This window comes from Ruegeria sp. F11 (assembly GCF_056533855.1).
Genome location: NZ_JBQFOW010000017.1, coordinates 21,731 through 48,593, shown reverse-complemented (window position 1 = coordinate 48,593; position 26,863 = coordinate 21,731). Strand labels below are relative to the sequence as shown.

At 60.6% G+C, this 26,863-nt stretch carries 22 protein-coding genes and 1 tRNA gene; 8 read left to right on the top strand and 15 right to left on the bottom strand.

Going from position 1 to position 26,863, the window contains the following annotated elements; genetic code table 11:
* Positions 1-23: 23 nt before the first annotated feature.
* From ACR0NJ_RS18920 to ACR0NJ_RS18870, 11 genes are all read right to left on the bottom strand, one after another.
* Positions 24-683, bottom strand: a complete 660-nt coding sequence (locus tag ACR0NJ_RS18920) for a hypothetical protein (protein WP_480818652.1) — start codon at positions 681-683, stop codon at positions 24-26.
* Positions 684-793: 110 nt separating this feature from the next.
* Complete coding sequence (locus ACR0NJ_RS18915; RefSeq protein WP_480818651.1) at positions 794-2,131, bottom strand: gluzincin family metallopeptidase; 1,338 nt, start codon at positions 2,129-2,131, stop codon at positions 794-796.
* Between the two features lie 28 nt (positions 2,132-2,159).
* Positions 2,160-3,482, bottom strand: a complete 1,323-nt coding sequence (locus ACR0NJ_RS18910; RefSeq protein WP_480818650.1) for a TfuA-like protein — start codon at positions 3,480-3,482, stop codon at positions 2,160-2,162.
* A complete protein-coding gene (locus ACR0NJ_RS18905; protein WP_480818649.1) occupies positions 3,479-4,732 on the bottom strand; it encodes a YcaO-like family protein in 1,254 nt (417 codons plus the stop codon). The genes ACR0NJ_RS18910 and ACR0NJ_RS18905 overlap by 4 nt, the downstream gene beginning before the upstream one ends.
* An 87-nt stretch (positions 4,733-4,819) precedes the next feature.
* Positions 4,820-5,506, bottom strand: coding sequence for a hypothetical protein (locus ACR0NJ_RS18900; protein WP_480818648.1), 687 nt, complete (start codon positions 5,504-5,506; stop codon positions 4,820-4,822).
* A gap of 258 nt (positions 5,507-5,764) precedes the next feature.
* A complete protein-coding gene (locus ACR0NJ_RS18895) occupies positions 5,765-5,911 on the bottom strand; it encodes a hypothetical protein (protein ID WP_480818647.1) in 147 nt (48 codons plus the stop codon).
* Positions 5,912-6,047: 136 nt separating this feature from the next.
* Positions 6,048-7,418 (bottom strand): HlyD family type I secretion periplasmic adaptor subunit, encoded by a 1,371-nt coding sequence (locus ACR0NJ_RS18890; protein ID WP_480818646.1) that lies wholly within the window; start codon positions 7,416-7,418, stop codon positions 6,048-6,050.
* On the bottom strand, positions 7,415-9,160 hold the full coding sequence (locus tag ACR0NJ_RS18885) for a type I secretion system permease/ATPase (RefSeq protein ID WP_480818645.1): 1,746 nt from the start codon (positions 9,158-9,160) through the stop codon (positions 7,415-7,417). The genes ACR0NJ_RS18890 and ACR0NJ_RS18885 overlap by 4 nt, the downstream gene beginning before the upstream one ends.
* A 63-nt stretch (positions 9,161-9,223) precedes the next feature.
* Positions 9,224-12,847 carry a beta strand repeat-containing protein gene (locus ACR0NJ_RS18880; RefSeq protein ID WP_480818644.1) on the bottom strand — a complete coding sequence of 1,208 codons (3,624 nt, stop codon included), beginning with the start codon at positions 12,845-12,847 and terminating at the stop codon, positions 9,224-9,226.
* Positions 12,848-13,196: 349 nt separating this feature from the next.
* Positions 13,197-14,171 (bottom strand): LysR family transcriptional regulator, encoded by a 975-nt coding sequence (locus tag ACR0NJ_RS18875; RefSeq protein ID WP_480818643.1) that lies wholly within the window; start codon positions 14,169-14,171, stop codon positions 13,197-13,199.
* A 124-nt stretch (positions 14,172-14,295) separates the two neighbouring features.
* Positions 14,296-14,370 (bottom strand) — tRNA-Gln (locus ACR0NJ_RS18870).
* Between the two features lie 413 nt (positions 14,371-14,783).
* Here ACR0NJ_RS18870 and ACR0NJ_RS18865 point away from each other — a divergent pair.
* Positions 14,784-15,296 carry a ferritin gene (locus tag ACR0NJ_RS18865; RefSeq protein ID WP_480818642.1) on the top strand — a complete coding sequence of 171 codons (513 nt, stop codon included), beginning with the start codon at positions 14,784-14,786 and terminating at the stop codon, positions 15,294-15,296.
* Positions 15,297-15,309: 13 nt separating this feature from the next.
* Here the strand turns inward: ACR0NJ_RS18865 and ACR0NJ_RS18860 are convergent, their stop codons facing one another.
* Positions 15,310-15,798: an SH3 domain-containing protein gene (locus ACR0NJ_RS18860; RefSeq protein WP_480818641.1), complete on the bottom strand. Its 489-nt coding sequence runs from the start codon at positions 15,796-15,798 to the stop codon at positions 15,310-15,312.
* 171 nt (positions 15,799-15,969) lie between these two features.
* On the opposite strand from ACR0NJ_RS18860, the gene ACR0NJ_RS18855 reads away from it, so the two are divergent.
* The 5 genes from ACR0NJ_RS18855 (at position 15,970) to ACR0NJ_RS18835 (ending at position 22,599) form a co-directional block, all read left to right on the top strand.
* On the top strand, positions 15,970-16,956 hold the full coding sequence (locus ACR0NJ_RS18855) for a 2-hydroxyacid dehydrogenase (protein ID WP_480818666.1): 987 nt from the start codon (positions 15,970-15,972) through the stop codon (positions 16,954-16,956).
* Positions 16,957-16,991: 35 nt separating this feature from the next.
* Positions 16,992-17,375 carry a GFA family protein gene (locus ACR0NJ_RS18850; protein ID WP_480818640.1) on the top strand — a complete coding sequence of 128 codons (384 nt, stop codon included), beginning with the start codon at positions 16,992-16,994 and terminating at the stop codon, positions 17,373-17,375.
* 103 nt (positions 17,376-17,478) lie between these two features.
* Positions 17,479-18,876, top strand: coding sequence for an FAD-binding oxidoreductase (locus tag ACR0NJ_RS18845; RefSeq protein WP_480818639.1), 1,398 nt, complete (start codon positions 17,479-17,481; stop codon positions 18,874-18,876).
* A gap of 87 nt (positions 18,877-18,963) precedes the next feature.
* Positions 18,964-19,947 (top strand): hypothetical protein, encoded by a 984-nt coding sequence (locus ACR0NJ_RS18840; protein WP_480818638.1) that lies wholly within the window; start codon positions 18,964-18,966, stop codon positions 19,945-19,947.
* 144 nt (positions 19,948-20,091) lie between these two features.
* Positions 20,092-22,599, top strand: coding sequence for a GcvT family protein (locus ACR0NJ_RS18835; protein ID WP_480818637.1), 2,508 nt, complete (start codon positions 20,092-20,094; stop codon positions 22,597-22,599).
* Between the two features lie 274 nt (positions 22,600-22,873).
* Here ACR0NJ_RS18835 and ACR0NJ_RS18830 read toward each other — a convergent pair whose 3' ends face one another.
* The 3 genes from ACR0NJ_RS18830 to ACR0NJ_RS18820 all read right to left on the bottom strand — a co-directional run bounded on the left by ACR0NJ_RS18830 (position 22,874) and on the right by ACR0NJ_RS18820 (position 25,005).
* Positions 22,874-23,209: a carboxymuconolactone decarboxylase family protein gene (locus tag ACR0NJ_RS18830; RefSeq protein WP_480818636.1), complete on the bottom strand. Its 336-nt coding sequence runs from the start codon at positions 23,207-23,209 to the stop codon at positions 22,874-22,876.
* A gap of 72 nt (positions 23,210-23,281) precedes the next feature.
* Positions 23,282-23,935 carry a DUF938 domain-containing protein gene (locus tag ACR0NJ_RS18825; protein WP_480818635.1) on the bottom strand — a complete coding sequence of 218 codons (654 nt, stop codon included), beginning with the start codon at positions 23,933-23,935 and terminating at the stop codon, positions 23,282-23,284.
* On the bottom strand, positions 23,932-25,005 hold the full coding sequence (locus ACR0NJ_RS18820) for an NAD(P)/FAD-dependent oxidoreductase (protein ID WP_480818634.1): 1,074 nt from the start codon (positions 25,003-25,005) through the stop codon (positions 23,932-23,934). The genes ACR0NJ_RS18825 and ACR0NJ_RS18820 overlap by 4 nt, the downstream gene beginning before the upstream one ends.
* 199 nt (positions 25,006-25,204) lie before the next feature.
* Between ACR0NJ_RS18820 and ACR0NJ_RS18815 the strand changes: the two genes are divergently transcribed.
* Together ACR0NJ_RS18815 and ACR0NJ_RS18810 are read left to right on the top strand one after the other, a co-directional pair.
* A complete protein-coding gene (locus tag ACR0NJ_RS18815) occupies positions 25,205-25,588 on the top strand; it encodes a hypothetical protein (protein WP_480818665.1) in 384 nt (127 codons plus the stop codon).
* Positions 25,589-25,591: 3 nt separating this feature from the next.
* Positions 25,592-26,824, top strand: coding sequence for an HlyD family secretion protein (locus ACR0NJ_RS18810; protein ID WP_480818633.1), 1,233 nt, complete (start codon positions 25,592-25,594; stop codon positions 26,822-26,824).
* Positions 26,825-26,863: the final 39 nt, after the last annotated feature.

The following is a 26,863-nucleotide window of genomic DNA, read 5'->3' as shown; positions in this document are numbered from 1 at the left end:
AAAAATCTAGCTGGTCATCAAGTTCAGTCGCTGTTTCCGCCGTAGGCCTTGCCGCCGCTATAAGCTTTGCCGCCGCTATAGGCTTTGCCGCCGCTATACGCTTTGCCGCCGCTATAGGCCTTACCACCGCTATACGCTTTGCCGCCGCTATAGGCCTTGCCGCCGCTATAGGCCGAGGCCGGATCGTTTACTTCCGCAGCGAGCAGAATGTCTTCCAGCGGGCCCGCGCTTGGATCAAGGCGGATAGAATAGTCGCCTTTGTCGAAAGCCCAAGCTCTCATGTCATCCGCGAAGGTCCAGCCTCGGGCATCGACACCGGTTCGGTCCACAGGGCCCGAGGTGCGTGCAAAACGGGTTGCTGCGTCGCCTTCGGGGCCTTCGACAAGCGTGCCCTTACCGTGCACCAGGAAAATCTGGGGACGCGCAAGCTCATAAAGGTGCGACTCGTAGCTGTAGCAGTAAATCCGCGCAAATCGCGCAAGCCGCTTGTCCTGCCCGTGATAGCGGAACAACTGTTGGGCCAGAAAACTGTTCCCGCCCAGAAGTGGCGGCTTGCCCTCTTCGTCCAGATCGTCAGGGTGTTGATCGTCATCCAGAGGCTGCTCGGCTATCTTGAACTCAAGGTCGGTAACAACCCGGCCGAACAGGACGACTTTGGAAAGACTAAGTAAGCTCTCGGTCATTGTGATAACCCCCCATTATCAATTTGAAAAAATGTTAACCTTGGTAACAGTGGCGACAGCCTGAGGCAGTTTCGATTCAGAAACAAGGTTTTTCCTGCATTTTCGCCCCTTTAGCCACCGCGCGCCAGCATGTAACGGGTTCGGTAGGGTGTGCATTTATGTGGGCGAAATGATGTATTTTCAGGGACATAGGTTCGGTCGGAAAAGGCGTGGCTTTCTTCGTCGGGCGGCGTCTGCCTTGGGCCAGCAGAAACGATACCGATTCCGCGTCGGGCCATGTTCACTTCGATGATTCGGCCAAAACGGCCCCCCGTCAGCGTTTCATCCGCCCCGGTCATGACGTGCCGGAAATCCGCGTAAGTCGGGACGCCAGGCAGGCGTACCCATGTCAGGGCCAGCACGTGTCCCAGATAGTCCCGCGCGCGGTCCAGAGCCTCGGCAAACCCCTCGGGCGATTTGGCATAGCTGGCGTCGAACATCGGCTGCAAGATCTCGTGATAGTTGGGATCATCCTCAAGCCGGTCCGACAGATCTTCAAGCTCTTCGGCCATCAGACCGGCTGCCAGCAATTCCTCGTGAAACACATCGACGAGAATGTCGAAGAACGCTGCCGTCAAGGGTTGGGACAGGTCATGTTCGCTGGTCCAGCCCTGCTCGAACTGCCACATGTTGGAATCGTTCGACACCAGGCGTAGCTGTTCGAAATCCGAAACCTCGGCAAAGCGATTGAGTTGGTTGAAGGAGTAGAGGTTGCCTTTGCTCTTCTCCAAAAGATCGTCGCGCGCGGATTCGAAATGCATCAGCGCGATCAGAGACACCATGTCTGCCGCAGATTCGTGGAACCCGAACTGTTCGCCATCCATATCCGAGGTGTCGGGCATACCCACGGCGCTGTAGACGATCAGGTGCCCAAGCTCATGCGCGATCACATCGAAGCTAAGCGCGAAATCCATAAAGTCGCCATTCTCGCGCGTGTAGGACCCAAGCTCGATCGAGCCGTACCCGGCATAGGCATTGTCGAGCCCCTTGAGGAGAACGATTTCCAACTGGTCGTATTCCGCGCGGAAGTGAAACGGGATTTGGCCACCGAAATACTCCTCCCAGATGTCCAGCGCGAAGCGGACGCTGCCAAAGGCATGGGCCTGTTCGAATTCGCGTGTTTGAAAGTCAATGTGATCGAAATGCCCCTGCGCGTCCGGCAGGGCGGGTGAATGTGATTGGCCGTCCCATGGGGGTTTGTAATGATCCGGCAGCCCGTTTGGGCCGGGGTAGAAGCCATAGGGCAGTTGCTTGTCGATCGGATAAACGGCGTAGAGCCGGTCATCCGCCGGGCCCGGCCCAACGGAACCCGCGGGCGAGGACACCCAGACCGTTTCGGCGAACCGCCCCTCTTGCGTGGTGGGCAGTTGCGGGAACAGCAGGAAACGCGTGCCGGGATGGTGATCCATTCAATTCAGCCCTTCAATAAAACACGTGCTAAAAATCCTTTGGCGCGGATGTGCTGTCGTCAGTATCTCCGGTTTTGCGCAATTTACGAAACAGAAATTCATCGGCGATCAGTCGGTGCAGTGTTTCAACATCCGGCAGGGCCAGTGCTTTTGCCAGTATTTGAGGCTGTTCCGGGTCGAACGCCGCGCGGGTTTCACGGATGAACCAGTCCAGCAGCATGGCGGGGCCGGGCGCGCTCGCGTGCGTCGATTGATCGGATGCCAAAACCTCGCGTTTTGCCTCAGCGCGCTTTGACAACGCCGCAAATTGGCCTGCGCGTTTTAATTCGCCGATCAGCGCGTCGTCCAGCGCGGTGCCTGCGGCCTCTTCTGCCGCATCCAGTGCGCTGTCGGTGGCCAGCAGCCGTTCCAGCCCGTCCGAGGTCAACGCGTTGACCGCCATCCAGCTTTCCAGCGCGGATAGCGAAAACAACCCCTGTTCCCGGCGCAGTTTGCTGAGCATAGCGGACATATCTCCGCCCGACGTGGACCCGACAGTCGTCCCGTCCGAGGCCAGCACCCGCGCCAGCGCCCGGCGGCGCATGTTTGCGAACCTGTCCGGGGATAGGCGCAGTTCATCCAGAACGCCAGTGTGATCAGTGTGGGTTTCTTCGCGCCATTGCAGCGCTTTGTCCCACATCACGGTCCATTGCATGTGACAATTGGGCTCGCTGACCGCGTCGGCCTGTGTCATCGCCCGCAACATCTCGAATGCGTCGCGTTTCTTTTGGTCGATCTTGTTGTCGGCCAGCCATGTGGACAGGCGCTCGGCTTGGCCGTTTTGGGCGGCGCGGTCCAGCAGGTTTGCCCAGGTACGGTTCGGAAAATGCAGGGCTTTGCAGTCATCGGTCAGCGTCCTCCCGACCTCGGGCGACAGAACACCATCTTCGACCGCTTTGGCGAGCGTCAGCCGGATATTCACCATCGGTTCAGACAAGGACTGGTACCCAAGTTCGGCTGGGCCGTGAACAAGGGCGACCTCGTCATCGTCTTCCAACTCGCCCTCGGCATAGGCCGAAAATATCTCACCCACGCCGATCATGCCGAACTGATACAGCTCGGCGGCGCGCAACGCGCCGATACTGGCCGCGCCGAAAACGGTGACGCCCTGGTCAATCGCCCACAGGACCTCTTTGTGCCAGACCGAGGGCTGGCCTTCGAAATAGCCGTCGATGATGCCGATCCGGGTGAAGCCACGCTTGACCGCCGCGATCACGTCGCCCATCGCGGCGGGGGGCAGCACCTCGGCATCAGACACCGCTGTGATCTCATTGGCGGACAGGGTGGGGCCAGAGAACACACAGGCGGTCATGCCGGTTGCCCCCGTTGGGCCAACGACCGGCGGCCCGGCGTGTAATCGGGGTGGTCATCGGGGCCTTCGAGCCCAGGTATCACGATACGCACCACGCCCAGGCCGAACTCGGGTTTGCTTAGGTCCACGCAGGCGACGCGGTCCAAACCGGCGCCCGAGAGTTGGGCCAGCATGGTCTCAAGGTCCGCGTCCAGCGTGTTGTTCTGCCAGCTTGCAACGGAGCCCAGATCGCGTGGCGCTCTGGTCGGCAGGCTTATCAGCCATTCGGCCCTGTCCCGCTTGGCCTGCTGACTGTCCTGGCCGTATTCGTCAGGCAGTAGATCGTCGCGCGCCCCGGCAATGTAGTTGCAGCGCACCTGAACCGCCTCGGTGATTGCGCGCGCCATTGCGACATCGGCAGAGGTATGGCATCCCGCGCCCGCACCCGAATGCCCGTTGCGGCGCTCAGCATCCACGATCAGGCAGTAAAAGGCCGGAAGCCCTACATCGCTGGTGATGTCCCAGACCGCGACTTTGAAGTTTGCGTCGTGCAGCTTGGCAAGTAGAACCCGACAGGCCTGGTTCTCAACGCTGTTCAGGTCAACACGCGTTGATGCGATCCCGGCATCTGACAGTTGGTTCCACAGCGTCATCGCGTCCCGTTCGACGACTTCCGCGATGCCGTGAATGATGGCCTCGGCCGTGCTGTTGCCCGAGGCGAGGCCGTTGGATGAGGCCACTAGGCATCCGGTCGCCGCCTTGGTCGGCACGGTGTAATTGGTGTGCACAACCTCGAAAGGCATCCAGACTGGGGTTTGGCGGAACAGGTCCATGCCTTCGATCCAGAGCACTTGCTTCTCCGGATCATGCCGCGTGTCCCGCAGTTGCGGCAGGGTTGAGGGCGAAACAACCTGAAACTGCCCCTGCATCTCGCGCTCGGACGCAAGGCGCAGGGGGTGGTCGATATTCTCGGCATGGTGGCTTTCGATGGCCTCCATGATCCCCGAGGCTTTTGCGGCATCTAGATCAAGGCCCTTTCCCTGCGAGACCGACAGCGATCGGGCATTGGGGCGGCTGACCGAAACGACCGGGATTCCGATGCGATCAAGACCGGTGATATTGGCAACCCGCGTGATCCCGGCCTGCGCCAGAAGCGGCATCAGACCGGCCACCGTCTGGGCCGGGGGGCGAATTCTGTGGGTCCCCACGGCATAGCCCTTGCGCTGCCCTGGATCGCGGGTCGTACTGCCGTCGGTCTTTGCTTGATCCATTCTTTGCCCTGAAATGACTGTAATAAAATTCGTAGCCCGAAACCGGATTTGTGTCACATGACTGAATTTCTGCGATAAAACCCAGGACTAATCAATAAATTCTATCCGCTCGAAGCACGGGTTTGGGGCCGGATCGTCTGGCGAACGCAACTCTTCATGATGCGCGCTCCATAGCGGGAAATCGCCGTATTTGGACACGGTCCATTCACACATATTGGCCAGAAACATGTAGTCGGTCGAACCAATTGACCACCCTTCATCCACTTCGGCCTCAAAATCAGGCCAAAGGAACTCCCGCATGAAATAGATCGCCTGAAGAGTGATTTCGGGAAACCGGTTGTACACCTCTTCGGGATAGCATTGTTCGCGCTCAACGCAGTTTGCAATCGTTGTAATTCTGGGCAGCACAACCAGCATCTCACGATCGACATCGGCCTCGCGCCAGAACTTGACGTAGCGCTCGTCCGCGCTGAGGTAGGCGTTCTCGGGGTCTTCGTAGAACTTATAAACCGCCTCGAGTACGGTTGTCAGCGCGTCCGAGAATTTCGGATCGTAGACCCGGTCCACCTCGGTGACGCTGCGTTCGAATTTCTCGTCCCATTCCTCGACGATGTAGATAAACACGCCAAGGCCGAAGGACAGCGTGACAGACACCGCCGAGAGGATCATCGAGTACAGCGACATCCTGCGTTCGCCCCGTTTCCACTCGGCTTCCGCCCTGTTTGCGTCAGGTGGATTGCCCATGGCATTGCTGCCGTTTTCAGTCACGCTCATCTCAAAACCCCCATAGCTGCTGCAAATAAGGGTCGATCATACACGCAGAACCGGGTTTTCGTCGCGGTCTGTGTCGATTTTCCCGAAGAACGGCGTTTGGGTCGGGGTCTCATGAACGTTCTGGCCCCTCGGGTTTGCGCAATTGTTCACCTGCTGTTCTTTGTTGAGCGTGCTGCCTGTCCTGCAGTTACTTTTGATGCCGGATGATCGCACGGATCGGTTGATCACCATTCAAAGACGGTTTTTCTACTGCTTCGGTCATCCGGGGCCCCTTGGCGTCTTAGTCTGATCCGTCAGCGGGACAATGCGGTCGAGGCGTATGACGGGCTGGTGCCGCTGCTGCCCGATGACTGGGGCAGAGCGGATATTGATGGCCATCATCCGCTTGGCAAAAGGCTGTGCCATCCGACCGAGCCGCTCTGTTCTTTGTGCCCGTTGCGCGATCTCTGCGCGTATGGTCAAGCCAAGCCCGACCAGCCCGCTTGTACCGAAAATGCGGCCGGAGAGCGTTTGATAAAGCCCGCGCTCCGGCCACGTAACGCTATTCAATGAACGTGCGGGCGATCCGGTCGCGTAGGGGCTGCGCCAGATAGCTCAGCGCCGTGCGCTCGCCAGTGTTCACGAACAGATCCGCAGGCATGCCGGGCACCAGCTCCAGCGTATCGACGCGGTCTGACTGGCTTTGATCCAGCTTCACCTGTGCCAGATAATAGGGCTGCCCGGTGCGGTCGTCCTCAAGACTGTCGGCTGAGATATCGGTGATCTTGCCGGTGGCCTCGGGCACCTCGCCTTGGTCGAAGGCGGACAGGCGCACGCGGGTGGACTGGCCGACATAGAGCTTTTCGATATCGGCAGTGTTCACCCGCGCCTCAACGATCAGAGGCTGATCGGCAGGTACGATGTCCAGAATGGGCTCGCCGGGCCGGACGACCCCGCCCGAGGTGAAGACCGTCAGGCCTACGACCCGCCCGCTGACCGGAGCCGTGACCGCAACGCGCTTGCGCCGTTCGGCGGCACCGACATATTGCGGCTCGAGCGTGGCCAGCAGCGCCTCGACCTGTGCCAGTTCGGTCGAAACCGCCTCGGCCCGCTGAGTCCGCTGGCCGATGCTGGCCAGTTGCAATTCGCTGATCTGGTTGCGGGCCTGCGCCTCTTGCGTGGTGAGCGACGCATCGACGCCGATCAGACGTTCGATCTCGACCCGGCGGCTGTTGACGCGGTTGGCGGCGACTAGCCCCTTGGCTTGCAACGTTTCGAGATTGCCCAGCTCCTCGCGGGTGATATCCATCTGGCGCGTATTGGCCTGCCGCTGGGCCTGCAGCCCGCTGATCTGGTCCCGCAGGTTGGCGACCTGCTGATCCAGTAGGTTTTGTTCTGCCGCGCGCGTCCGGATTTCGGCGTCGAATAGCAGCTTCTGCGTCAGGTACGCATTGTTCCAGTCGCCTCTGTCCATGTCGACACGCATCATCCCGGCGACATCCGCATGCTCGAAACGATCTTGCTCGCGGATTTGCGCGACAAGACGGGCACGGCGGACGGTCAACTCGCCCAACTGGCTTTTGATCACGTCCAGATTGACGTCCAGATCGGTGCTGTCGAGTTCGACCAGGGTCTGCCCGGCCTCGACCAGATCGCCGTCTGCAACCAGTATGCTCCGCACGATGCCGCCATCCAGATGCTCGACCGTCTTGCGATTGCCCTCGACCACGAAAGAAGCGGGGGCAACGACGGCCCCGTCCAGCTTCGAGGTGGCGGCCCAGTAGACCGAGCCTCCGACAAAACCGGTCACGATCAGCAGGCCGAGTATCACGAAACCCTTGATGCCCGAACCGGCGACTTTCTGTTCAACTCGGTTGAAATCCTCCAAACGCAGAACGCTCTGATCGGGTGCGTTGTAAACTGCAGGTGTCATTGGGCTGCTCCTTTCTGAGCGGGCGGCTGTGCATCACGCGCCGCGATCTGAGGGTTCTTCTGCGGCGGCAGACCGGTCTGCCGGGGGCGCAGCATGTCTTCCTTTTTGCCAAAGCCGGTCTGCGCCCCTTTGCTAAGGGTCAAGACCTTGTTCACAGCCTCCAGCGTGCTGGGGCGATGGGTCATGACAAAGGTGATCGCCCCGCGCGCACTGGCACCCCGGATCGCATTGCGCAGGGCCAGCTCGCCTTGCGCGTCGAGGTCCGAGTTCGGCTCATCCAGCACCAGAATGAAGGGATCCTTGTAAAGCGCACGAGCCAGAGCGATACGCTGACGCTGACCGCCGGACAGGTGGAAGCCATCGCCCAGCTGGGTGTCATAGCCATCGGGCAGGTTGCTGATCAGGCCGTGCACATCGGCGGCGACGGCGGCCTCGAACACCTTAGCGTCGTCGACCGAGGTCGAAAAGCGGGCGATGTTTTCGCGGATGGTGCCGTCGAACAGCTGCACATCCTGCGGCAAGTAACCGATCATGTGCCCCAGATCCTGCGGGTCCCATTTGGCCATGGGCGTGCCGTCCAGACGGATCGCCCCGCGCTGCGGCGTCCAGATACCGGCCAGCATCTTGGCCAGCGTGGTCTTGCCCGAGCCGCTATGGCCGATGACGGCAACCACATCACCGGCAGACAGGGCAAACTCGATCCCGCCGATGGTTGCGTTGCGTGCCAGCGGCGGGCCCGCCTGCGTGATTACCGTGTTGATCGAAAACTGCGGACGCGGCAGCGCCAGGCGTTTGGGTTGCACTGGGAAGGCCTCATCCAAAGCCCGCAAGTTCTTGTAGGATCCGCGCGCCGCCAGAAAACCGCGCCATTGGCCGATCAGCTGATCAATCGGGGCCAGAGCGCGGGCCAGCACGATGGTGGCCGCGATCATCACCCCCGCGGTGGCCTGACCGGTGATGGCCAGCGCCGCGCCCAGACCCAGCATACCCGACTGCAGCGCCATGCGGATCGTCTTGGACAGAACCGAGAAACTGGCGATGCGGTCGGCCACGCGGGTCTTCAGCGTATGGGCATCCTGTTGCAGAGCTGTCCAGCGACGGGCGAGATCACCATTCATCCCCATGGCGTGGACAAGCTCTGCATTTTGCTCACTTGCGGTGAACAAAGCGTCGGACCTGCTGCGCGCGCGGGATGCGTCCTGCATCACCTCAGCCGAGCGCGAATTGTTTATCAGGGCCAGAATTGTAAGGGTCAACGCTCCGGCAAGGCCAAGCGCGCCGAGATAGGGGTGCAGCATGTAAAGCACCGCCAGATAGATCGGGATCCACGGCGCGTCAAAAAACGCGATCAGCGTGGGACCCGAGATGAAATCGCGCAGACCGGTGATGTCTGCGGCCGGGTTATCTGTTGCCGTCGATTTGCCCTGCACCCGACGACGGATCGAGGCCTGCAGCAGCGGCGCGCCGATCTTCAGCTCGAACCGCGCGCCCAGCCGGTTCAGGATGCGCACCCGCATCAGGTCCAGCAGGCCGGTGACGATGAACACACCCCCCAGCAGCAGGGTCAGGGCGATCAGGGTGTCCATGTTCTGGCTGGTCAATACGCGGTCATAGACCTGCAGCATGTAAAGCGGACCGGCAAGCATAAGAAGGTTGAGAACAAGGCTGAAAAAGCCGATTGCGAAAAAGCCGCCCCGCAGTGAGGCCCAGGCTGTTTTGACGGATGATTTTTTCTGAAACATGACGGTGATCTCTTTTCAGGGTGAATGGGTGGCGACCTGCGCCGCCACCCTTTGGCTTTTTGATCAGGCGACGAAGTCGTCGTCTGTCAGGTCGCTGGCATTGACGCCTTCCAGCCGGACCGAGTTGTCCGAGGAGAAGGACAGAACCACGTCGCCGCCATCCTGGCTGACGTTCAGCGGGCCTTCGAAGTCGCCGAATGCCAGCTGGTCGAAGCCAGCCTGGAAGTCCTGAATGACGTCGTTGCCGAAGTCGCCCTCGAAGACGAAGGTGTCGTTGCCTGCGCCACCGACCAGGATGTCATCGCCACCCTCACCGTTCAGCACATCGTCACCCGCCTGACCGTTCAGGGTGTTCGACCCCGAGTTGCCCGACAGAATGTCGTTGCCGCCATTCGGGCTGCCTGCGTTGTTCGAGCCGTTGATGTTCTCGAACCCGAAGACCTGATCCAGCGTGGCCCCATCCGGCGCGTTGACCTGCGCAACACCGTTGCCGTCCTCATCGAGGTCCAGCACAACGCCCGGCCCCGCGGTGAACAGCGCGGTGTCGATGCCTTCGCCGCCGATGATGATGTCGGCCCCACCGAACGAGTGGATCGCATCGTTACCGGCACCGCCGTCGAGCACGTTGAACTCGTTGTTGCCGAGCAGCAGGTCATCGCCGCTGGTGCCGATCACGTTCTCGAAGTCGTCGATTTCGGCAACGATCACGCCGTTCTGGATGATGGCACCGTCCTGCGGACCCTCATCCCCATTACCAGCCGGGTTCGGGGCAGGACCGCTGAGGTCCAGATCAACGGTCACACCGTTGAAGCCCGAAACGTCGATGGTGTCGCTGTCGCCCGAGCCCACAACCCGCTCGATCGAGCTGAGGATGTCGGTCTCGATCTGGTTGTCGATGACGTCCGCTCCGACAACACCCGTGCCGCCTGTGGCGTCAGTGTCCAGCGTCGCACCGGCATCAACCAGCGTGTCCTGAACCACCGGGCCGTTCTGACCGGCAGGTGCGTTATGCAGGTGGATGGCCGAGACAACACCCGGGATCGGGGTCAGCAGATCGGCTTCGTTCAGGCCAGTGACGCTGAGTTCACTGGAATAGGTGACCTCACCGGTTTCCAGGTTCTGAACAACAACCGCCGTCGCAAAACCGGTCGCATCGCTGTCGGATAGGGGCCCGGGTTCCTGCGCCGCATCCAGCGGACCGCTCAGGGTGATGGTGCGAATGCCATCCACGGTTTCGTCGCTGTCGACTAGCAACTGACCGCGAATTTCACCACCCGGAAAGTCGGCTGTGTGGATGTTGAAGTACAGGTTCTCGGCAGCGGCCTGTTCGACAAATGCTGCACCATCTGCAATGGCCGACCCGAACTGACCGGGCGCGGTCACCGCCTGATTGACGACGCTGACGTTGAACCCGGTATCGCGGGTTGCGGTGCCGTTGCCGTTGGCGTCCAGATTGACGGTGATCGCCACATCCAGATCCGAGAAATCGGCGGTGTCAAAGCCTTCGCCACCTTCGATGAAGTCGTTTCCAAGGCCACCGACGATCACGTTGTCACCGTCGCCAGTGATCAGAACGTCATCTCCGGCTCCGCCGTTGACGACACCGTTGATCTGACCGAGGTCCACAACGATGTCGTCTCCGGCACCCAGCAACACGTTACCATTTACCACACCTTCGTCATCGTTAACGAATGTCACTGAGCCTGCCTCGGTCGCGTCAATCGCGTTGACCTGACCCGAGATTTCACCTTCGTTGATGATGGCACCCAGCAGGTTCAGACCACCATCGATGCGGATACCCGCTGCGGCATCGCTGTCTTCCGACCCGGCGATCACACCGCTGTTCTGGACCAGACCGGCAAAGCTGGCGTCTTCGACATTGCTGAACAGGCGCAGGCCGTCGCCAACCTGATTGCCTTCGGTTGCATCGCCTTGGCCCTGAAAGGTGCCTTCGTTGAAGATCGCAGCCGAAACCACATCTCCGTCCACATCACCGGTTTGCAGCGAGACAGCCGAGCCATTGAACCCTTCGCCCGCATCCACCAGACCGGTGTTGGTGAAGGTATAGTTGTCGGCAGTGCCGTCGGCATAAACCGTGCCGTTGCGCTGATTGCCGGTGCCCAGAATGTCGCCTTCGTTGCGCACCTCCAGACCGTCACCATCGATGTTCAGCGCGCGGCTGTCCGAGAGAATGGTGCCGGTGTTCAGGAACGACCCGCCCGAGTGGTCACCGGTTCCGAAATAGACACCGTTCTGAATGCCCTCGATCAGGCCCGCATTGGTCAGCGTTCCCTGGAAGTTCACACCGTTGACGACACGCAGACCGGCAACCGTGCCATTGGCCCCTTCAGACGAAATGGTACCCGTGTTGGTGATCGTGGCATCGGTTGTGCCCGAGTTGCCCACGTTGCCGATGCGCACGCCGTCACCAGCCAGACCCAGCGCAGCGCCCGCGTTGCCGCGACCCTGAATGATGCCGTCATTGTCCAGCGTGAAGGTGTTCGCACCGTCCTCGGCTCCACCGATTTCAACGCCGAAACCCGAGCCCTGATTGTGCTCGCCCGCGTCGATCAGGCCATTGGCCAGATTGCTGACCGAGAAGTCATCCGCCGTGCCGTCGGCATATACCGTGCCATTGCGCTGATCACCAGTGCCCAGAATGTCGCCCCCGTTGACGAGGTTCACGCCGGTTCCGTCGATATTCACCGCGCGGCTGTCGGACTGGATGGTGCCAAAGTTCAGCACATCCAGATCATGCTCGGCCTCACCGATATACAGACCATTGCGCACCCCTTCGATCACACCGGTCGAGGTGTTCAGGATACGGCCCTCAGCCGCTGCACCGTCGGCGATGCGGATACCGCCCGCCGTGCCCTGATCGCTTTCGGATGAAATCAACCCGCTGTTGACGATATCGGTTTCTGAGATCGTACCCTCGGCCCCGTTGTTGATGCGGATGCCGTCACCGGCACCCGGCGTGTTCGAGGCCTCTTGCCCGCGGCCCTGAATGGTCGCGCCGAAGCCGTTGAACAGGGTGTTGGATACCCGGTCGCCGACCTCATCCCCGACCTGAAGCGAAATACCGGCTCCGTTGTTGCCTTCGCCTGCGTCGATGGTGCCGCCCGAGAAGTTCGAGATGCTGACATCTTCGGCGGTCGAGTTGGTGTAGATCGTGCCGTTGCGCTGATCGCCGGTGCCGACGATGTCACCAAAGTTGCGAACGCTGACACCTTCGCCCTGAATATCCACCGCTCGGCTGTCAGACGAAATGACGCCGCCCCGGAAGTTGTCCAGCGTGCCCGAGCTGCCTGCGCCCGCAAACTGAATGCCATTGAACTCACCCGCGATCTCACCAAAGTTGCGGATATCGGCGCTGCCGGTCACCTGAATGCCGGTGGCCAGCGCGTCGGGGCCCGAGTTCGCCTCGATGCTGCCCGAGCGGAAGTTGAACACCTGCGCGTTTTCACCTTCGACCGAAACGGCCGCCACCGCGTTGTTGGTGGTGATCTGGCCAAAGTTCAGAAGGCGAGCAAAGTCATTATCCAGCACAAAGGCCGGTGTGTTGTCGACCACGGTGTTTTGAAAAAAACCGTTGGACAGTGTTTGTCCATCGCGAACGGTTTCCTGCGCCAGTGACGATGTCGTCAGCAATCTGGAGCGTAAACTTGCGAGAAATTCGGATAGCATCGGGTGTCTCCCTGCTTGAGTTAATTTCAGGCGGAGGTCGAACCGGCTGGCCGTCTTTCCGCTGTCTCAACAGGTGCGGAGGGCGCGGGTTATTGGAAATTTTTCCTTTGAATGGGGGGCATAACCAACGCAAATACTCACGTAATTCGCGAGGTTATGAAGGGTAATTATATTGCAATTACAGCTACTTATAGTTTCAAGCTTGTCGCACCGGATCTATTCACTGACGCATCTTCACAAAAAAGTATGGAATTTAGACCGTATTCAGCCCCTCGGGGATCGGCCAAATTCGGGTCGCTGTCGGTAAAGGAACGAAGCCGCGCGGGCAGAGGTTGCCTGAGTCTGTTTCTCAGCCGTCCGTCGAAACGGGTGTCTTCACAAGGCGTGTATTGCGCGACGCAACAGTGCCGCGCGGCGGTGTGGCGCAGATATGATTGCTCATCGCCTCGATGATTTCGGGACTGGGATATTGCGGTCGGGTGATCGCCCCAAGTTCCCGCATATTGCCCTTGTCATCGAACGGAATAAAGCACAGCCCGAATCCGTCGCGCTTGAACTGTTCCGCCGCGATGGCATTCACCATTGTGCAGGCATCGCTTTCCGCCACGTATCTGCACACGGTTTCGAACCGTGCGGTCGTTACGTCAATGCCGGTTTCCTCGGCTCCTGTGCTGGGCGGTTCTGGCAGGTCGCGCTCCAGATCGTAGCCGAAGGATATCGGGAACCGGATCAACTGTGCCGCCGGGACCTCATGCGCCCAGATGCTGGATTTCCGGCTTAGCGGATGATCGGCGCGGACCCCCAGAAACAGCGGTTCCAACCACAAAGAGGTAAAATCCAGCGGCTGCTTGGACCCGCCATAGATACTGTCAAAGCTCTTGCGCGCGATAAAGGCCATATCGACCGCGCGATCCTCGACCATCTTGGCCAACGCGACGGGATATTCCTCGACAATTATGATCTTGCGGTCGGCGACCACCTTGGTGAACAGCTCGCGAAAGTACGAGGACAGGTAGGCAGCCAGAGTCGGCGTCATACCCAACCGGATCGGAGGCAGTTCGGTGGTCTGATGACGCTGCGCGAGATCGCCAATCGTATCGACAATCTCGACGATCTGCGCGGCGTGGGTGATCAGCTCCTGCCCGAAAGCGGTCAGGGAAACACCGTCTTTCCCGCGTTCAAAGATCGAAACCCCCAATTCCGCTTCAAGCTTCTTGATCTGGTTCGAGAGGGCGGGTTGACTGACGGCAACATCCTGTGAGGCACGCGTAAAGTTCCGATGGGCTGCGACAGCAAGGACGTATTGAAGGTCTCTTAGGTTCATATTCAGGCTATGTTCGAATGGTGACGTACCAAACGTGCGCCCTTGCCGAGCATTAGGCAATGCGCTGCGTCCTATGTCTCGCGTTCGTGAAACGTCGTGTGTTTGCGGCGATATCGGGAAAAGATGGCTGGGGTGGTAGGATTCGAACCTACGATACACGGTACCAAAAACCGCTGCCTTACCACTTGGCTACACCCCAACGGTGAGCGGCTGTCTACGATTGTTGCTGGCAGGGTTCAAGGGCTTTTTGGGGAAAAATCTCAGGGTGCTTCGGATTTATTTTGGTCGTCAGCCCGATGGAGACATAAGGGCCGTGCGTCGGCGAAACTGACTCTGGCTGTTGTAGGGTTTTCCCTTGTAAGCGCAGTGCGCGCTGCGGACAATTCCAAGCGTCAAAGGCGGGAACCAACACTGCGACCGAAAGTTCCGTAGCAGGGACCAGCCCGGCGAATTGTCAGGGGGCGGGCCAATGCCATGCTGGTCATGCGTACGCCTTTCGCGTGCACCAAGCGGTTATCAACATATTGAAAAATAGAACGCTTTCATTGCACCTATCCGCCAAAGCCCTTAGATTTCCGCCAACGAAACCAAATTTTGCTTTGGGAGCTGCCGATGAAACTCAACCCCGAACTGGCCGAGGCCCTGAATCGTCAGATCAATAGTGAGCTGTCAGCCTCTCACGCGTATCTGGCAATGGCGGCCTATTTTGAAACCCAGGATTTGCCCGGGTTTGCCCAGTGGTTCCGCGCCCAGTCGGCCGAGGAGGTGACGCACGCGATGCGTCTGTTCGACTTCATGGCAAAGCGCGGGGGGCGAATCGAAATGGCGGGAATCGATCAGCCAAAATCTGACTTTGCCTCTCCGGCGGATGCGTTGGAAACCGCGCTGGGTAATGAGGAAGCGGTGACCGCCCAGATCAACGCGCTGTTCGCATTGGCCCACGAGGTCAAGGATTACGGCACGCAGAATATGCTCAACTGGTTCGTGGAAGAACAGACCGAGGAAGAGGATTTGTTCGGCCAGATTCTCGACCGGACCAAGGCCGCAAACGATGATCGCTGGAACCTGCTGCTGTTGGATCAGGAAATGGGCGCACGGGGCGCTGAACCCCCCGCTGAGGCCTAGCTTGAAACCTCGGCTACTCGCGGATTTCCGATGGATCGACGCCCCACAGGTTCGATTTCAGGGTCCAGCCGCGATAGCCGCCCGCTGATATTTTGCACCAGTCCAACGAGCAGGTGCCCAGACGCGCCACCACTCCGGTTTCGAAATGCGCATTGACGGGCGAGGCCGGATCGGGCCGGGCGTAGACCGGCAACATTTCAGATTCGATCAACACTGTTCGCACGCCTGACAGAAGGGCATAGTGGACCCACCCTCCGGCGCCGTCGCGGTCCCGAACCTTGCGCCAGTTGCCGTATTCCGCCGTGATCTGCAGCGGCATATCGCGCCGCTTGAAAACCCAGTCGATTCGATGGGTCAGCGACGGGCCCCGGCGCACGTTTCCTTCAGCCGCTTTCATCGAGACATAGCGGGGCAGCGGCAGGTTGGTCACCGGGCCGCGCTTGTCCTGTGCCGCGACCGCAACGGGCCCCTGCGCGAACAGGAACGCGGTTAGGATCGCCAAACAAAGGCGCTTTACCGGTAAAAGACCACTCACTGACTGTCTGCTCTTGTGCCTGTTGATCTGCTTGCGAAAAAAGGTCGTCTCAATGCCCATGGGGTTCTTGTGCCCCGCCTTATCCTGCGCCACGATGCCATGGCGCGCGAAGGTTTGCAAAGCAGTGGGAGGGCAGAGGTGCCAAGAGAACGTCTGAGTGTTGTCGTTACGCGACGGTTACCCGAGGCGGTGGAAACCCGGTTGAGCGAGCTGTTTGATGTTCGTTTGCGCACGGATGATACCCCGATGACCCGCGATGAACTGGTCGCAGCGGTCAAAGAGGCCGATGTGCTGGTGCCCACGGTCACGGATACGATTGATGGTGGTCTGCTGGGGCACGCGGGCGAAAAGCTGCGGCTGATCGCCAATTATGGCGCAGGTGTTGACAATATCGACGTGGCGACGGCGCGGCAGCGCGGTGTGCTGGTGTCCAACACCCCCGGTGTTCTGACCGATGACACCGCCGATATGACGATGGCTCTGATCCTGGCCGTCACTCGCCGTATCCCCGAGGGCTTGGGCGTGATGCAAAAGGGGGACTGGGCTGGCTGGGCCCCCACCGCCTATTTGGGCGGCCGGATTGGCGGTCGCCGGTTGGGCATCCTTGGCATGGGCCGCATCGGGCAGGCGGTTGCGCGCCGTGCGGCGGCCTTCGGGATGCAGGTGCACTACCACAACCGCCGCAGGTTGCGCCCCGAAACCGAGCAGGAGCTTGAGGCGACCTATTGGGAAAGTCTGGACCAGATGGTGGCGCGGATGGATGTCATCTCGGTCAACTGCCCGTCGACGCCGTCGACCTTCCATCTGATGAATGCCCGGCGGCTGAAGCTGATGAAGCCCTCGGCGGTGATCGTGAATACCTCGCGCGGGGAAGTGGTCGATGAAAACGCGCTGACGCGGCTGATCCGGTCCGGTGACATCGCCGGGGCGGGGCTGGATGTCTATGAGAACGGCATTAACGTCAATCCGCGCCTGCGGAACCTGCCGAATGTGGTGCTGTTGCCCCATATGGGCTCGGCGACCTTGGAGGGGCGGATCGAGATGGGTGAGAAGGTGATCATCAACATCAAGACCTTCGAGGATGGCCACAGGCCGCCCGATCAAGTTGTTCCTGCGATGTTGTAGGCCGATCGCCACTGCCTTGGCCACAAGGGGACGTTATGGAGAGCTATGAGGGCGGATGCCGCTGCGGTGCCGTGCGGCTGATGGCCTCCGGGCCGCCCCTGCGGGTCGGGATGTGCCATTGCCTCGACTGCCGCAAGCATCATGGCGCTTTGTTCTACGCCGCCGCCGTTTTTCCGAAGGATAAGGTGACCGTCTCGGGCGAGACGCGCAGCTATGCCGGGCGGTTCTTCTGCCCCACATGTGGCTCGCCTGTGTTCGCGCGCTCGGGAGATGAGGTCGAGGTGCATCTTGGCACATTAGACAAGCCAAACCAGTTGCAGCCGACCTACGAAAGCTGGGTGATCCGGCGCGAGGCGTGGTTACCGGAATTTCGTGGATTGAAGCGATATCAAACGGACCGCGACGCGGAAGATGATTAGAGCACATGGGCGCGGTGAACCGGGTTTCGTGTTGCTCTGATCCGGCGCGCCTTATAGCCATGTAGGAAACGACCCGCCAACCGAGTGGGCCGGGGAGGAGACGATGGTCAAGGCAACCGATTTGCCGCGCAACGACGCCGGGATTGAAACCGCGATCGGCATTCTGAAGCAACGGTTCGGCGACCGGCTGCAAACCGGGGAAGCGATCCGCGAGCAGCATGGCCATACCACCACCTGGGTTCCCAACCAAAGCCCGGATGCAGTGGTGTTTCCGCATTCGACGGAAGAGGTCGCCGAGATCGTCAAAACCTGCGCCGCGCATAAAGTGCCGGTGATCCCGTTCGGGACCGGCACCTCGCTGGAGGGGCATGTGAATGCGCCTGCGGGCGGGGTCTCGGTGGACCTGACGCAGATGAACCGGGTGCTGGCGGTGCATGCCGAAGACCTGGATTGTGTCGTGCAACCGGGCGTGACGCGCCAGGACCTGAACACCCATCTGCGCGATCAGGGCCTGTTCTTTCCAATCGATCCGGGGGCCAATGCCTCGCTGGGCGGCATGGCGGCCACGCGGGCCTCGGGCACCAACGCGGTGCGATACGGCACGATGAAGGACAATGTGCTGAGCCTTGAGGCCGTGATGCCCGACGGGCAGATCATCCGCACCGGCAACCGCGCGCGCAAATCCTCGGCAGGGTATGATCTGGCGCGGCTGCTGATCGGGGCCGAGGGCACGCTGGGCATCATCACCGAACTCACCCTGCGCCTGCATGGCATCCCCGAGGCGATCAGTTCCGCCCGCTGTTCCTTCCCTACTGTCGATGCCGCCTGCCGGGCGGTGATGATGACGATCCAGTACGGCATCCCCGTGGCGCGGATCGAATTGCTGGACCAACTCTCGGTTCAGGCCGCCAACGCCTATTCCGGCCTGACCCTGCCCGAAACGCCCCTGTTGTTGCTTGAATTCCATGGCTCGGACGCCGGTGCGGCGGAACAGGCGGAAACCTTCGGGCAGATCGCCGGGGAATTCGGCGGCACCGATTTCGCCGCGACCTCGACGACCGAAGAGCGCAACAAGCTCTGGCAAGCGCGCCATGATATGTACTGGGCCTGCTTGCAGTTGCGCCCCGGCACGCAGGGGGTCTCGACCGATGTCTGCGTCCCGATCTCACGTCTGGCCGAGGCGGTGGGGGCCGCACAGGACAAGGCCGCCGCGCTGGGCCTGATCGCCCCGATGGTGGGGCATGTGGGGGATGGCAACTTTCACACCCTGCCGCTGATCGACATGGAGAACGCGGATGAAATCGCGCGCGCCGATGAATTTGTCGGCTGGCTCAACGATCTGGCCATCTCGATGGAGGGCACCTGCACGGGCGAGCACGGGATCGGGCAGGGCAAACGCCCCTATTTGATCAAGGAACTCGGGGCCGCCACGCATTACATGGCCGCAATCAAAGCAGCGCTGGACCCCGACAACATCATGAATCCGGGCAAGATCCTTTAGCGGCCCCTTCCAACACAAGTCAGCATTTGGCCCTGAAATCGTCCAGTTTTTCTGGTGAATCCAACCGGGACTTAAAGGGATGATGTCATGAGCGCCAAGTATCTTGCTGGATTCGCCGTTGTTTGCGGCCTTGTCGTGGGCGGGCTGGATTACATGCAGCAGGTCAAAAAGGTCGAAGGCGGGTTGAGCGTGCAAGACTATGTCGCATCGGTCCCGTCTCGCATCGGGCTCTCCGGCCCAGTCGCGGCGGCTGAGACTCTGGCGTTTCTGCCCGAAGCCCCCGAAGGCTGGTCGCGCAGCGCGCCATCGGCAGGGGCTGGTGCCTCGGTCTGGGGCGACCTCGACCGTCAGCAGGACGCGGTCGGATGGGTCTACGACAACGGCGCGGAAGTCATCTGGCTTGAGGCCGCACGCCCCGAGTTGCAAAAAACCAAAGGTGTCATGGCCGGAATGGCCGAGATTTCCGAAGGCAAGGTTGCACGTCAGCCGGACTACCTTGGCTACGCGGTCGTGGGCGGAATTGGTTTTGGCCAATTGCAGGAGCCCGCACAGACTGGCTTTCGCACATTCGACGGCTGGGTCGGGTTCGACGACGAAATCCGGATACGCGTCCGCGCCGCCGCGTCGGACGAGGCTATTCTGGCCCTTCTTGAAGACCTCGAATTCGACGGGCTGAACAACGCGCTTGAACACCCCGTCCCGACCATCGGGCAGGCGGTGCAGATCGCACCAGCGCAGCAACCGGACGTCGCCGCGCAGATGATCGCCTTGCGCCGGGCGATGATTCAGGCTCGCGCCGATCTGGCGATCAAACAGGCCCTGAACTCGGAAGACCATATCGCGCTGATCAACAGCTTCGTCGAAGTTATAGCGCCCGGTGCCACGCTTGACGCAACCGGCGGAGAGGTCCCGGATTACGAGACCATCCTGCAGACGACGTATCGCAACGCGCTGGCCTTGATCATCACGCAGTCGAGCGCGGAAACGGCCACCGATGCGGGTGCGTCAGGCCCATCCAAACTGACCTGCGCCAAGACCGGGATCAGCACGCGCTGCCGCTCGGGCGGCTGAACCAGCCACAGAAACCGGCGGATTCGCGACCTGCATCCCGCGTTCGGGTCGTTTTTTTCATATCACTGGTCGGATGAATGTCGCGTTTGCGCCCCGAAGTGCGCCATATGGTGTCAACTTAATTCAAGGGGGAGACACCCGGCTATGAAAACCCAAGTCAAAGCACTGGTCGTTGGCGGCGGCGCCGTTGGGACCTCGATTGCCTATCACCTGGCCAAGGCGGGCTGGGACGATGTGATGCTGATCGAACGGGACGAACTGACCTCGGGCTCCACCTGGCATGCAGCGGGCCTGTTGCCGCTGTTCAACATGTCCTATGCGACGACCCACATCCACAAGTACTCGGTTGATTTCTACAAGACGCTTGAAGAAGAAACCGGCTTGAACGCGGGCTTCGCCGTCGTCGGCAACTTGCGCATGGCGCAGACGCAAGAGCGTATGGATGAATACATGCTCTATGCCTCGACCGCCGAGACCTGTGACGTTGCCTATGAATGGCTGACCCCCGAGCAGATCAAGGAACGCTGGCCGCTGATCGAAACCTCGGACCTGAATGGCGCGATCTACCATACTGAGGATGGCTACATTAACCCGGCCGATGTGACCCAGGCGATGGCCAAAGGGGCCCGCCAGCGCGGTGTCGAGATCGTCCGCAAGATGCAGGCCGATGCTTTCCATTGGACCGGGACCCATTGGGAAGTGACCTGCACCAAGATGGTCGAAAAGGGCGGGAACCTTGTCGAGAGCGACGAACAGGTGGTGATCACCGCCGAGCATGTTGTGACCGCATCAGGCAACCACGCACAGCGCACCGCCAAGATGCTGGGCATCAAGATGCCCGCGATCCCAGTCGAACACACATTCATCGTGATGGACAAGGACCCAGAGCTGGTCAAATGGCGCGAAGCGGGCAACCCCGAGCACCCGGTTGTTAGGGATGCGGACAATGAATCCTATGCGCGCGAAGAACGCGGCGGCTGGATTCTGGGTATTTATGAACACGGTGCGCCTGCGCGGTTCGAACATGGCGTGCCGGACAGCTTCCGCGCCGACCTGTTTCCGCTGGATCTGGACCGCATTGCAGATCAGTACATGGCGATGGCCGAGCGCGTGCCCTCCTGCGCCGAATCCGGCCTTAAGGACGATTTCAACGGACCGATCTGCTATACGCCTGATGGCAACCCGCTGGTTGGCCCGGCTCCGGGCCTGCGCAATATGTGGCTGGCCGAAGGGTTTTCGTTCGGGATCACCGCTGCGGGCGGCACCGGTTATTATCTGGCGCAGATGATGGTCGATGGCGAAGCCGAGATCGATATGGCCTCGCTGGATCCCAAGCGGTATTCGTCGAACTGGATGACCACCGAGTTCGCGGCGCGCAAGAACGAAGAATGCTATGAGCATGTCTACATCCTGCACCACCCCGACGAAGAACGTGAAGCCTGCCGTCCGCTGCGCACCGTTCCGGCCTATGACCGTCAGAAAGCGCGCGGGGCTCAGTTCGGCTGGGTCAACGGCTGGGAACGCCCGAACTATTTCGGCCCCGTCGATGCACCTGACAACTTCGACAAGGAAAGCCGTTCGTTCCGCCGTGGCGGCTGGTGGCAGTACGCTGTCGAAGAGGCCAAGGCGATCCGCGAAGGCGTTGGCCTGATCGACGCATCGGCCTTCACCAAGCATGTCGTCAAAGGCCCCGGTGCCACCCAGTTCCTGGATTGGTTCACCTGCAACAAGCTGCCCAAGGTCGGTCGTATCAACCTGACCTACGCACTGACCTCGCACGGGACCACCCGCACCGAATACACCATCGTCCGCAACGGCGAGAACAACTATTACATCGTCTCTGCCGGTGCCTGGACCGAATATGACGCCGACTATCTGCGCAAGGCGGCCGAGGACAAGATGGAGGAGTTCGGCTATATCGAGATCCAAAACGTGACCACGCAGTGGGGCGTCTTCGCCATCGCCGGGCCCAAGTCGCGCGACGTTCTGAAAGAGGTCATCAAAGACGCCGAACCGGAAACCGCGCTGTCCAACAAGCGCTTCCCGTGGTTGTCGGCGCGTCAGATCGAACTGGGCATGTGCCCGGTCAACGCGATCCGCGTGGCCTATACCGGTGAGCTGGGCTGGGAACTGCACCACCCGATCGAGATGCAAAACTACCTGTTCGATCTGCTGGAAAAGGCGGGTGAGAAACATCGCATGAAGCTGGTCGGTGCCCGCGCCCAGAACTGGCTGCGTCAGGAGAAATCCTATCGCGCCTTCGGCACTGAATTAGGTCGCGATGCGACCCCGCTTGAGGCTGACCTGCCGCGCTTTGTCGACCTGTCCAAGGATTTCCATGGCAAGGCCAAGCTGGAAGATACTGGCGTTCGAGTTAAATGCTGCACTGTGCTTATCGACGGACCGGATGATGCCGATCCATGGGGCCGCGAGGCGCTGTATACACCCGAAGGCGAGCGCGTGGGTCGTCTGACTTCGGGCGGGTACTCGGTGGCGTTCGAGAAATCCATTGGTATGGGCTATGTGAAGCCCGAACTGGCGGTCGAAGGCACCAAGCTGCAGGTCAAGATTCAGGATAAGCTGTGGGATGCCGTCGTCACCTGCGACAGCCCCTACGACCCGAAGAACGAGACCATCCGTAAGGACGGCTAACTTAGGATAAGGCGATGGCGGCACACCGGGAATGCGCCGCCTGTGGCGGCACATGCCTCCGGCGGAAGTATTTATAAACAGAAGAAGCGGGGGCTGGGGATAAGATCCAGCCCCCCTGCTTTTGGCAAGGGGGGCCTTCTCCTGTTACGGCCATCGGCGCCTCCGCCTGTACCGCATGGGCATCGTGCTACGAAGAAGGTTAAGAAACTGTTTCTTCTTCTGTTCAAAAATACCTCCGCCGGAGGCAAGCCTGCGTGAGCAGGCTTTCAAGGGTTCAGGCGCTGAACTCGTCGAAACACTCCAGTGCCTTGGCGGCATACATCATCGAGGGACCCCCGCCCATCTGGATGGCCATGGCCAGCACATCCGAGACCTCGTCCCGGGTGGCTCCGGCCTTGACCAGCGCTTCGGTGTGCAGCGTGATGCAGGGCTCGCACCGGATGGCGATGGACATGCCTAGGGCGATGTATTCTTTTGTCTTGTAGTCCAGCGTCCCGCCTTCTTTGACCGACTTTCCCAGCGCGCCAAAGGCGCGGGTGGTATCGGGAAGCGCGCCGTTGAGGTTGCGCAGCCCCTTGCGGGTATTCTTCAGAGCGTCCTGCCAGGTCATGGTCCTGTCCCTTTCAATACATATCGTTAATTGCATATGATGGAGGGGGCGCTGAATCGGCTTTGATCTCGATCAGGTGCCGGGTCGTTTCGCGATAAAGGCCAGATTATTCGCGGGCATCTCGGCGATTTCGACAAGCTCAAGGCCGCTATCTCGCAGCAGCGCATGCATGTAGGTGTCGTCCTTGTAGCCGATCTCAGGGTCCTGCTGGATCAGGGCTTCGTGAAAGCGCTGATCACCGTCACTGGTCAGGCGCCCCGCGCGTTTGAACGGGCCGTACAGAACCAGCCGCCCGTCCGGGTTCAGGGCCTGTGCGGCTTCGTGGACCAGAACCTCTGCTTCGGGCCATGAAATCAGGTGGAGCAGGTTGATTAGGACGATCAGGTCCTGCCTTTCGAACAGGGCGGACCAGCCGGTGGATACAGCGTTCAGTTTCACCGCCTTGGCGACGTTGGGCAGCCCCGACGAATAGGCATCAATGCTGGCTCGGCGTTCGGGGTCAATCTCAGTCGGTTGCCAGGAGAGGCTCGGCAATCGCCGGGCAAAGGCGGCGACGTGTTGGCCGGTTCCGCTGGCGATTTCGAGCGCCTTGCCGGTGGTGGGAGCCGTCCTTTCCAACAACTTGCACAGCGCGTCACTGTTTCGCGTGGCCGCTGGCGTGACCAGACGCGCGCCCTCTGCCTGAATGGCGCTGCCCGCGCGAGGAGGCAAAGGCCGCTTGCTCATGCCCGCAACCTGTCCGGGCGCAACGCGGAAACCACGTTGGGGGCTAGGCCCGTCGTACGCCCGGTAACCAGCGCGGCCACCAACGCCGAGGCTGCCGGGGCGGTCTGAAACCCGTAACCGCCTTGTCCTGCCGACCAGATGAATGTGGGCTCAGCCGGGTCGGGCCCGAGAACCAGAGTCCCATCCGGGGCAAAGCTGCGCAGACCGGCCCAGTTCGCCTCAACGCGCGTTACCGGTTCGGTAACGATGTCTTCGTATCGGGCCAGACCCTCGGCCAGAACCATATCGTCGGCATAAGCGTCGTGAGGTGGCACGGGATGCGCCTCGGACGGGGACACCAGCAGCTTTCCAGCGTCCGGTTTCGCATACCACGCCTCGCCCGCGCCCAGCATCATCGGCCATTTGGTCGTGTCATGCCCGCCCGGAGCCGGGATGCGGGCCATGGACCGGCGGCGCGGCGAGATCCCGATGGGCTTGATGCCCGCCAAGGTGGCGATTTCGTCGACCCATGCCCCGGCGGCGTTGATCAGATGTCGGGTCTCATAAGTCTCACCCGCTTCGACCAGCCACTGTGCGGCCTTGCGTATTGCACTGACCTTGCGCTTGGTCAGAACCTGACCGCCATTCCGGCGGATGGTGCGGGCGAAATCCTGCAGCAGCCGGTCGGTATCGATGTCAAAGGCCGCCTCGCTGACGGCGGCAAATCCAAGCCGTTCAGGGTGCAGGATCGGAACCCGATCAATAGCGTGATCGGTCGGGATATCTTGCAGGTTCAGGTCGGCGCAGTCTTTCGCGAAGACCTCGGCCTGTTCTTTAGAGCCTACCAGCATCAGCCCACGCGGGCTCAGATAGCCGCCGTTTTCCGACCTCAGATATTCTGCACCCGCCTTGCTCAGTTCTACCACCGATGCCGGACCATAGTTTTTCTCAAACAGCGCCGCAGACCGGCCCGAGGCGTGATAGCCAAGCGCGTCTTCCGCCTCGAGCACGGCCACGTGGCCATGATCCGACAGGCGCGCACCTGCGCTTAGCCCTGCGATGCCGCCGCCAATGACAAGAAAATCAATCATGGCGTTCCGCGCAGTTGGTGGGTTGTGCCCCGGCAAAAACGGATGAGAAATGGAAAAACATCGGGACCGCGTAACGTTAATGAAGGTTCTGACAAGCCTGCGCCAAACTATAAGCAGGCTTGAATTTGTCTATCAACCCATCCAAACATGGACGCATCATAAGCAGGAGGGCAGGGTGAGCACCGCAGATTTACACCCGATGGCCACAGGACATATTCCGTCCTATGTGACCCAGGCGGACGGAAGTGATTTTCTTTTTACATTCATGCTCATATTCACGGTCATCGTGATCGTGCTGATTGGGGTGGGGTACTTCACCCTGCATTCGATCCCGGAAAAGATCGCGCATGAATCCAACCACCCTCAGTTCCAACTGGTCGGGATATTGGCGCTTTTGGCCCTGTTCACCCATAACGGCCTGTTCTGGGTTGCGGCCATTCTGGTGGCCGGGTTCCAGTTTCCTGACTTTGCCGCCCCATTGCGGGGCATAGCCGACGCGATCCGATCTTTGGGACCGCAACGAGAGGCACAACCGCCTGCGGATTTGCCCGACCCCGAACCCACCGCGCCGCAGGAGCACTGAGACATGCTTGAAACACTGATGTGCGCGCTGGTTACCGTGCTGCCAGACTACCTGTTCCGCCGCTTCGTTCAGGGCAAGCGGATCGGGCATGAAATCACTTTGTTTACAATGTGGTACGAGCTGCGATGGGGTCTGACGACCTGTGCCATTCTGGCGCTGACCGTGATCACCACGCTGTTCTATTTCCACCCCTCCAGCAGCACGGCTGCTTCCTATTTCCGGACCGTGACGATTCTGCCCCAACTGGGCGGACGGGTGTCCGAGGTGTATGTCCGCAACAACGAACTGGTCACTGCGGGCCAGCCGATTTTTCGGATCGAGGATTTCACCCAAACCGCTCAGGTCGAGGCAGCGCATGCCCAGATTGCGCAGGTTCAGGCATCATTGAAAGTGGCTGAGACCGATTTGGCCGAGGCCGATGCCGGGATCGCCGGGGCCCGTGCGGCGCTGGATCAGTCGCTTGAGGATCTGGAACGCAACACCACCCTGCGCGACGAAGGGTCCAGCGCGGTGCGTCTGGCCGAGATCGAGCGGCTGGAAAACCTTGTCGAAGAGCGCGAGGCGCAGGTGGTCGCGGCCCAGTCACAGAAGGCCGCCGTTGTCCAGCAGATTGAGGAGTTGATCCCCGCCCAACTGGCCAGCGCGAACGCGCAACTGGACGCCGCCCTGACCGAGTTGGACAAGACGGTCATCAATGCCGGTGTGACGGGCCGGGTCGAACAGTTCGGCCTGCAGGTGGGCGACTATGTTAGCCCGCTGCTGCGCCCGGCGGGTATTTTGGTGCCCTCGAACCTGGGGCGTGACCGATTTCAGGCGGCATTCAACCAACTGTCTGCGCAGGTCATCAAACCCGGCATGATCGGAGAGCTGGGGTGCATGACCAAGCCCTTCACCGTGATCCCAATGGTCGTGGTCGAGGTGCAGGACGTGATCCCCTCGGGCCAGTTCCGGCCCTCGGACGAATTGCGGGATGTGCAGAACAACACGGTTCCGGGCTCGATCCTTGTCTATATGGAGCCGCTCTACAAAGGCATGGCCGACAAGGTTCCGCCGGGCAGCAACTGTCTGGCGAATGTCTACACCGACAACCACGAACGGCTCGAGCACGAAGACCTGGGCTTCTGGGAAAGCACGTTCCTGCACGTGGTCGATACCATCGGCGTGGTCCACGCGGCGGGCCTGCGCCTGCGTCTTATCTTGATGCCGGTTAATACGCTGGTGCTGAGCGGGCATTGAGGCTGCAATACGCCATCAAGCGGTGGGTCGTGCCCACGG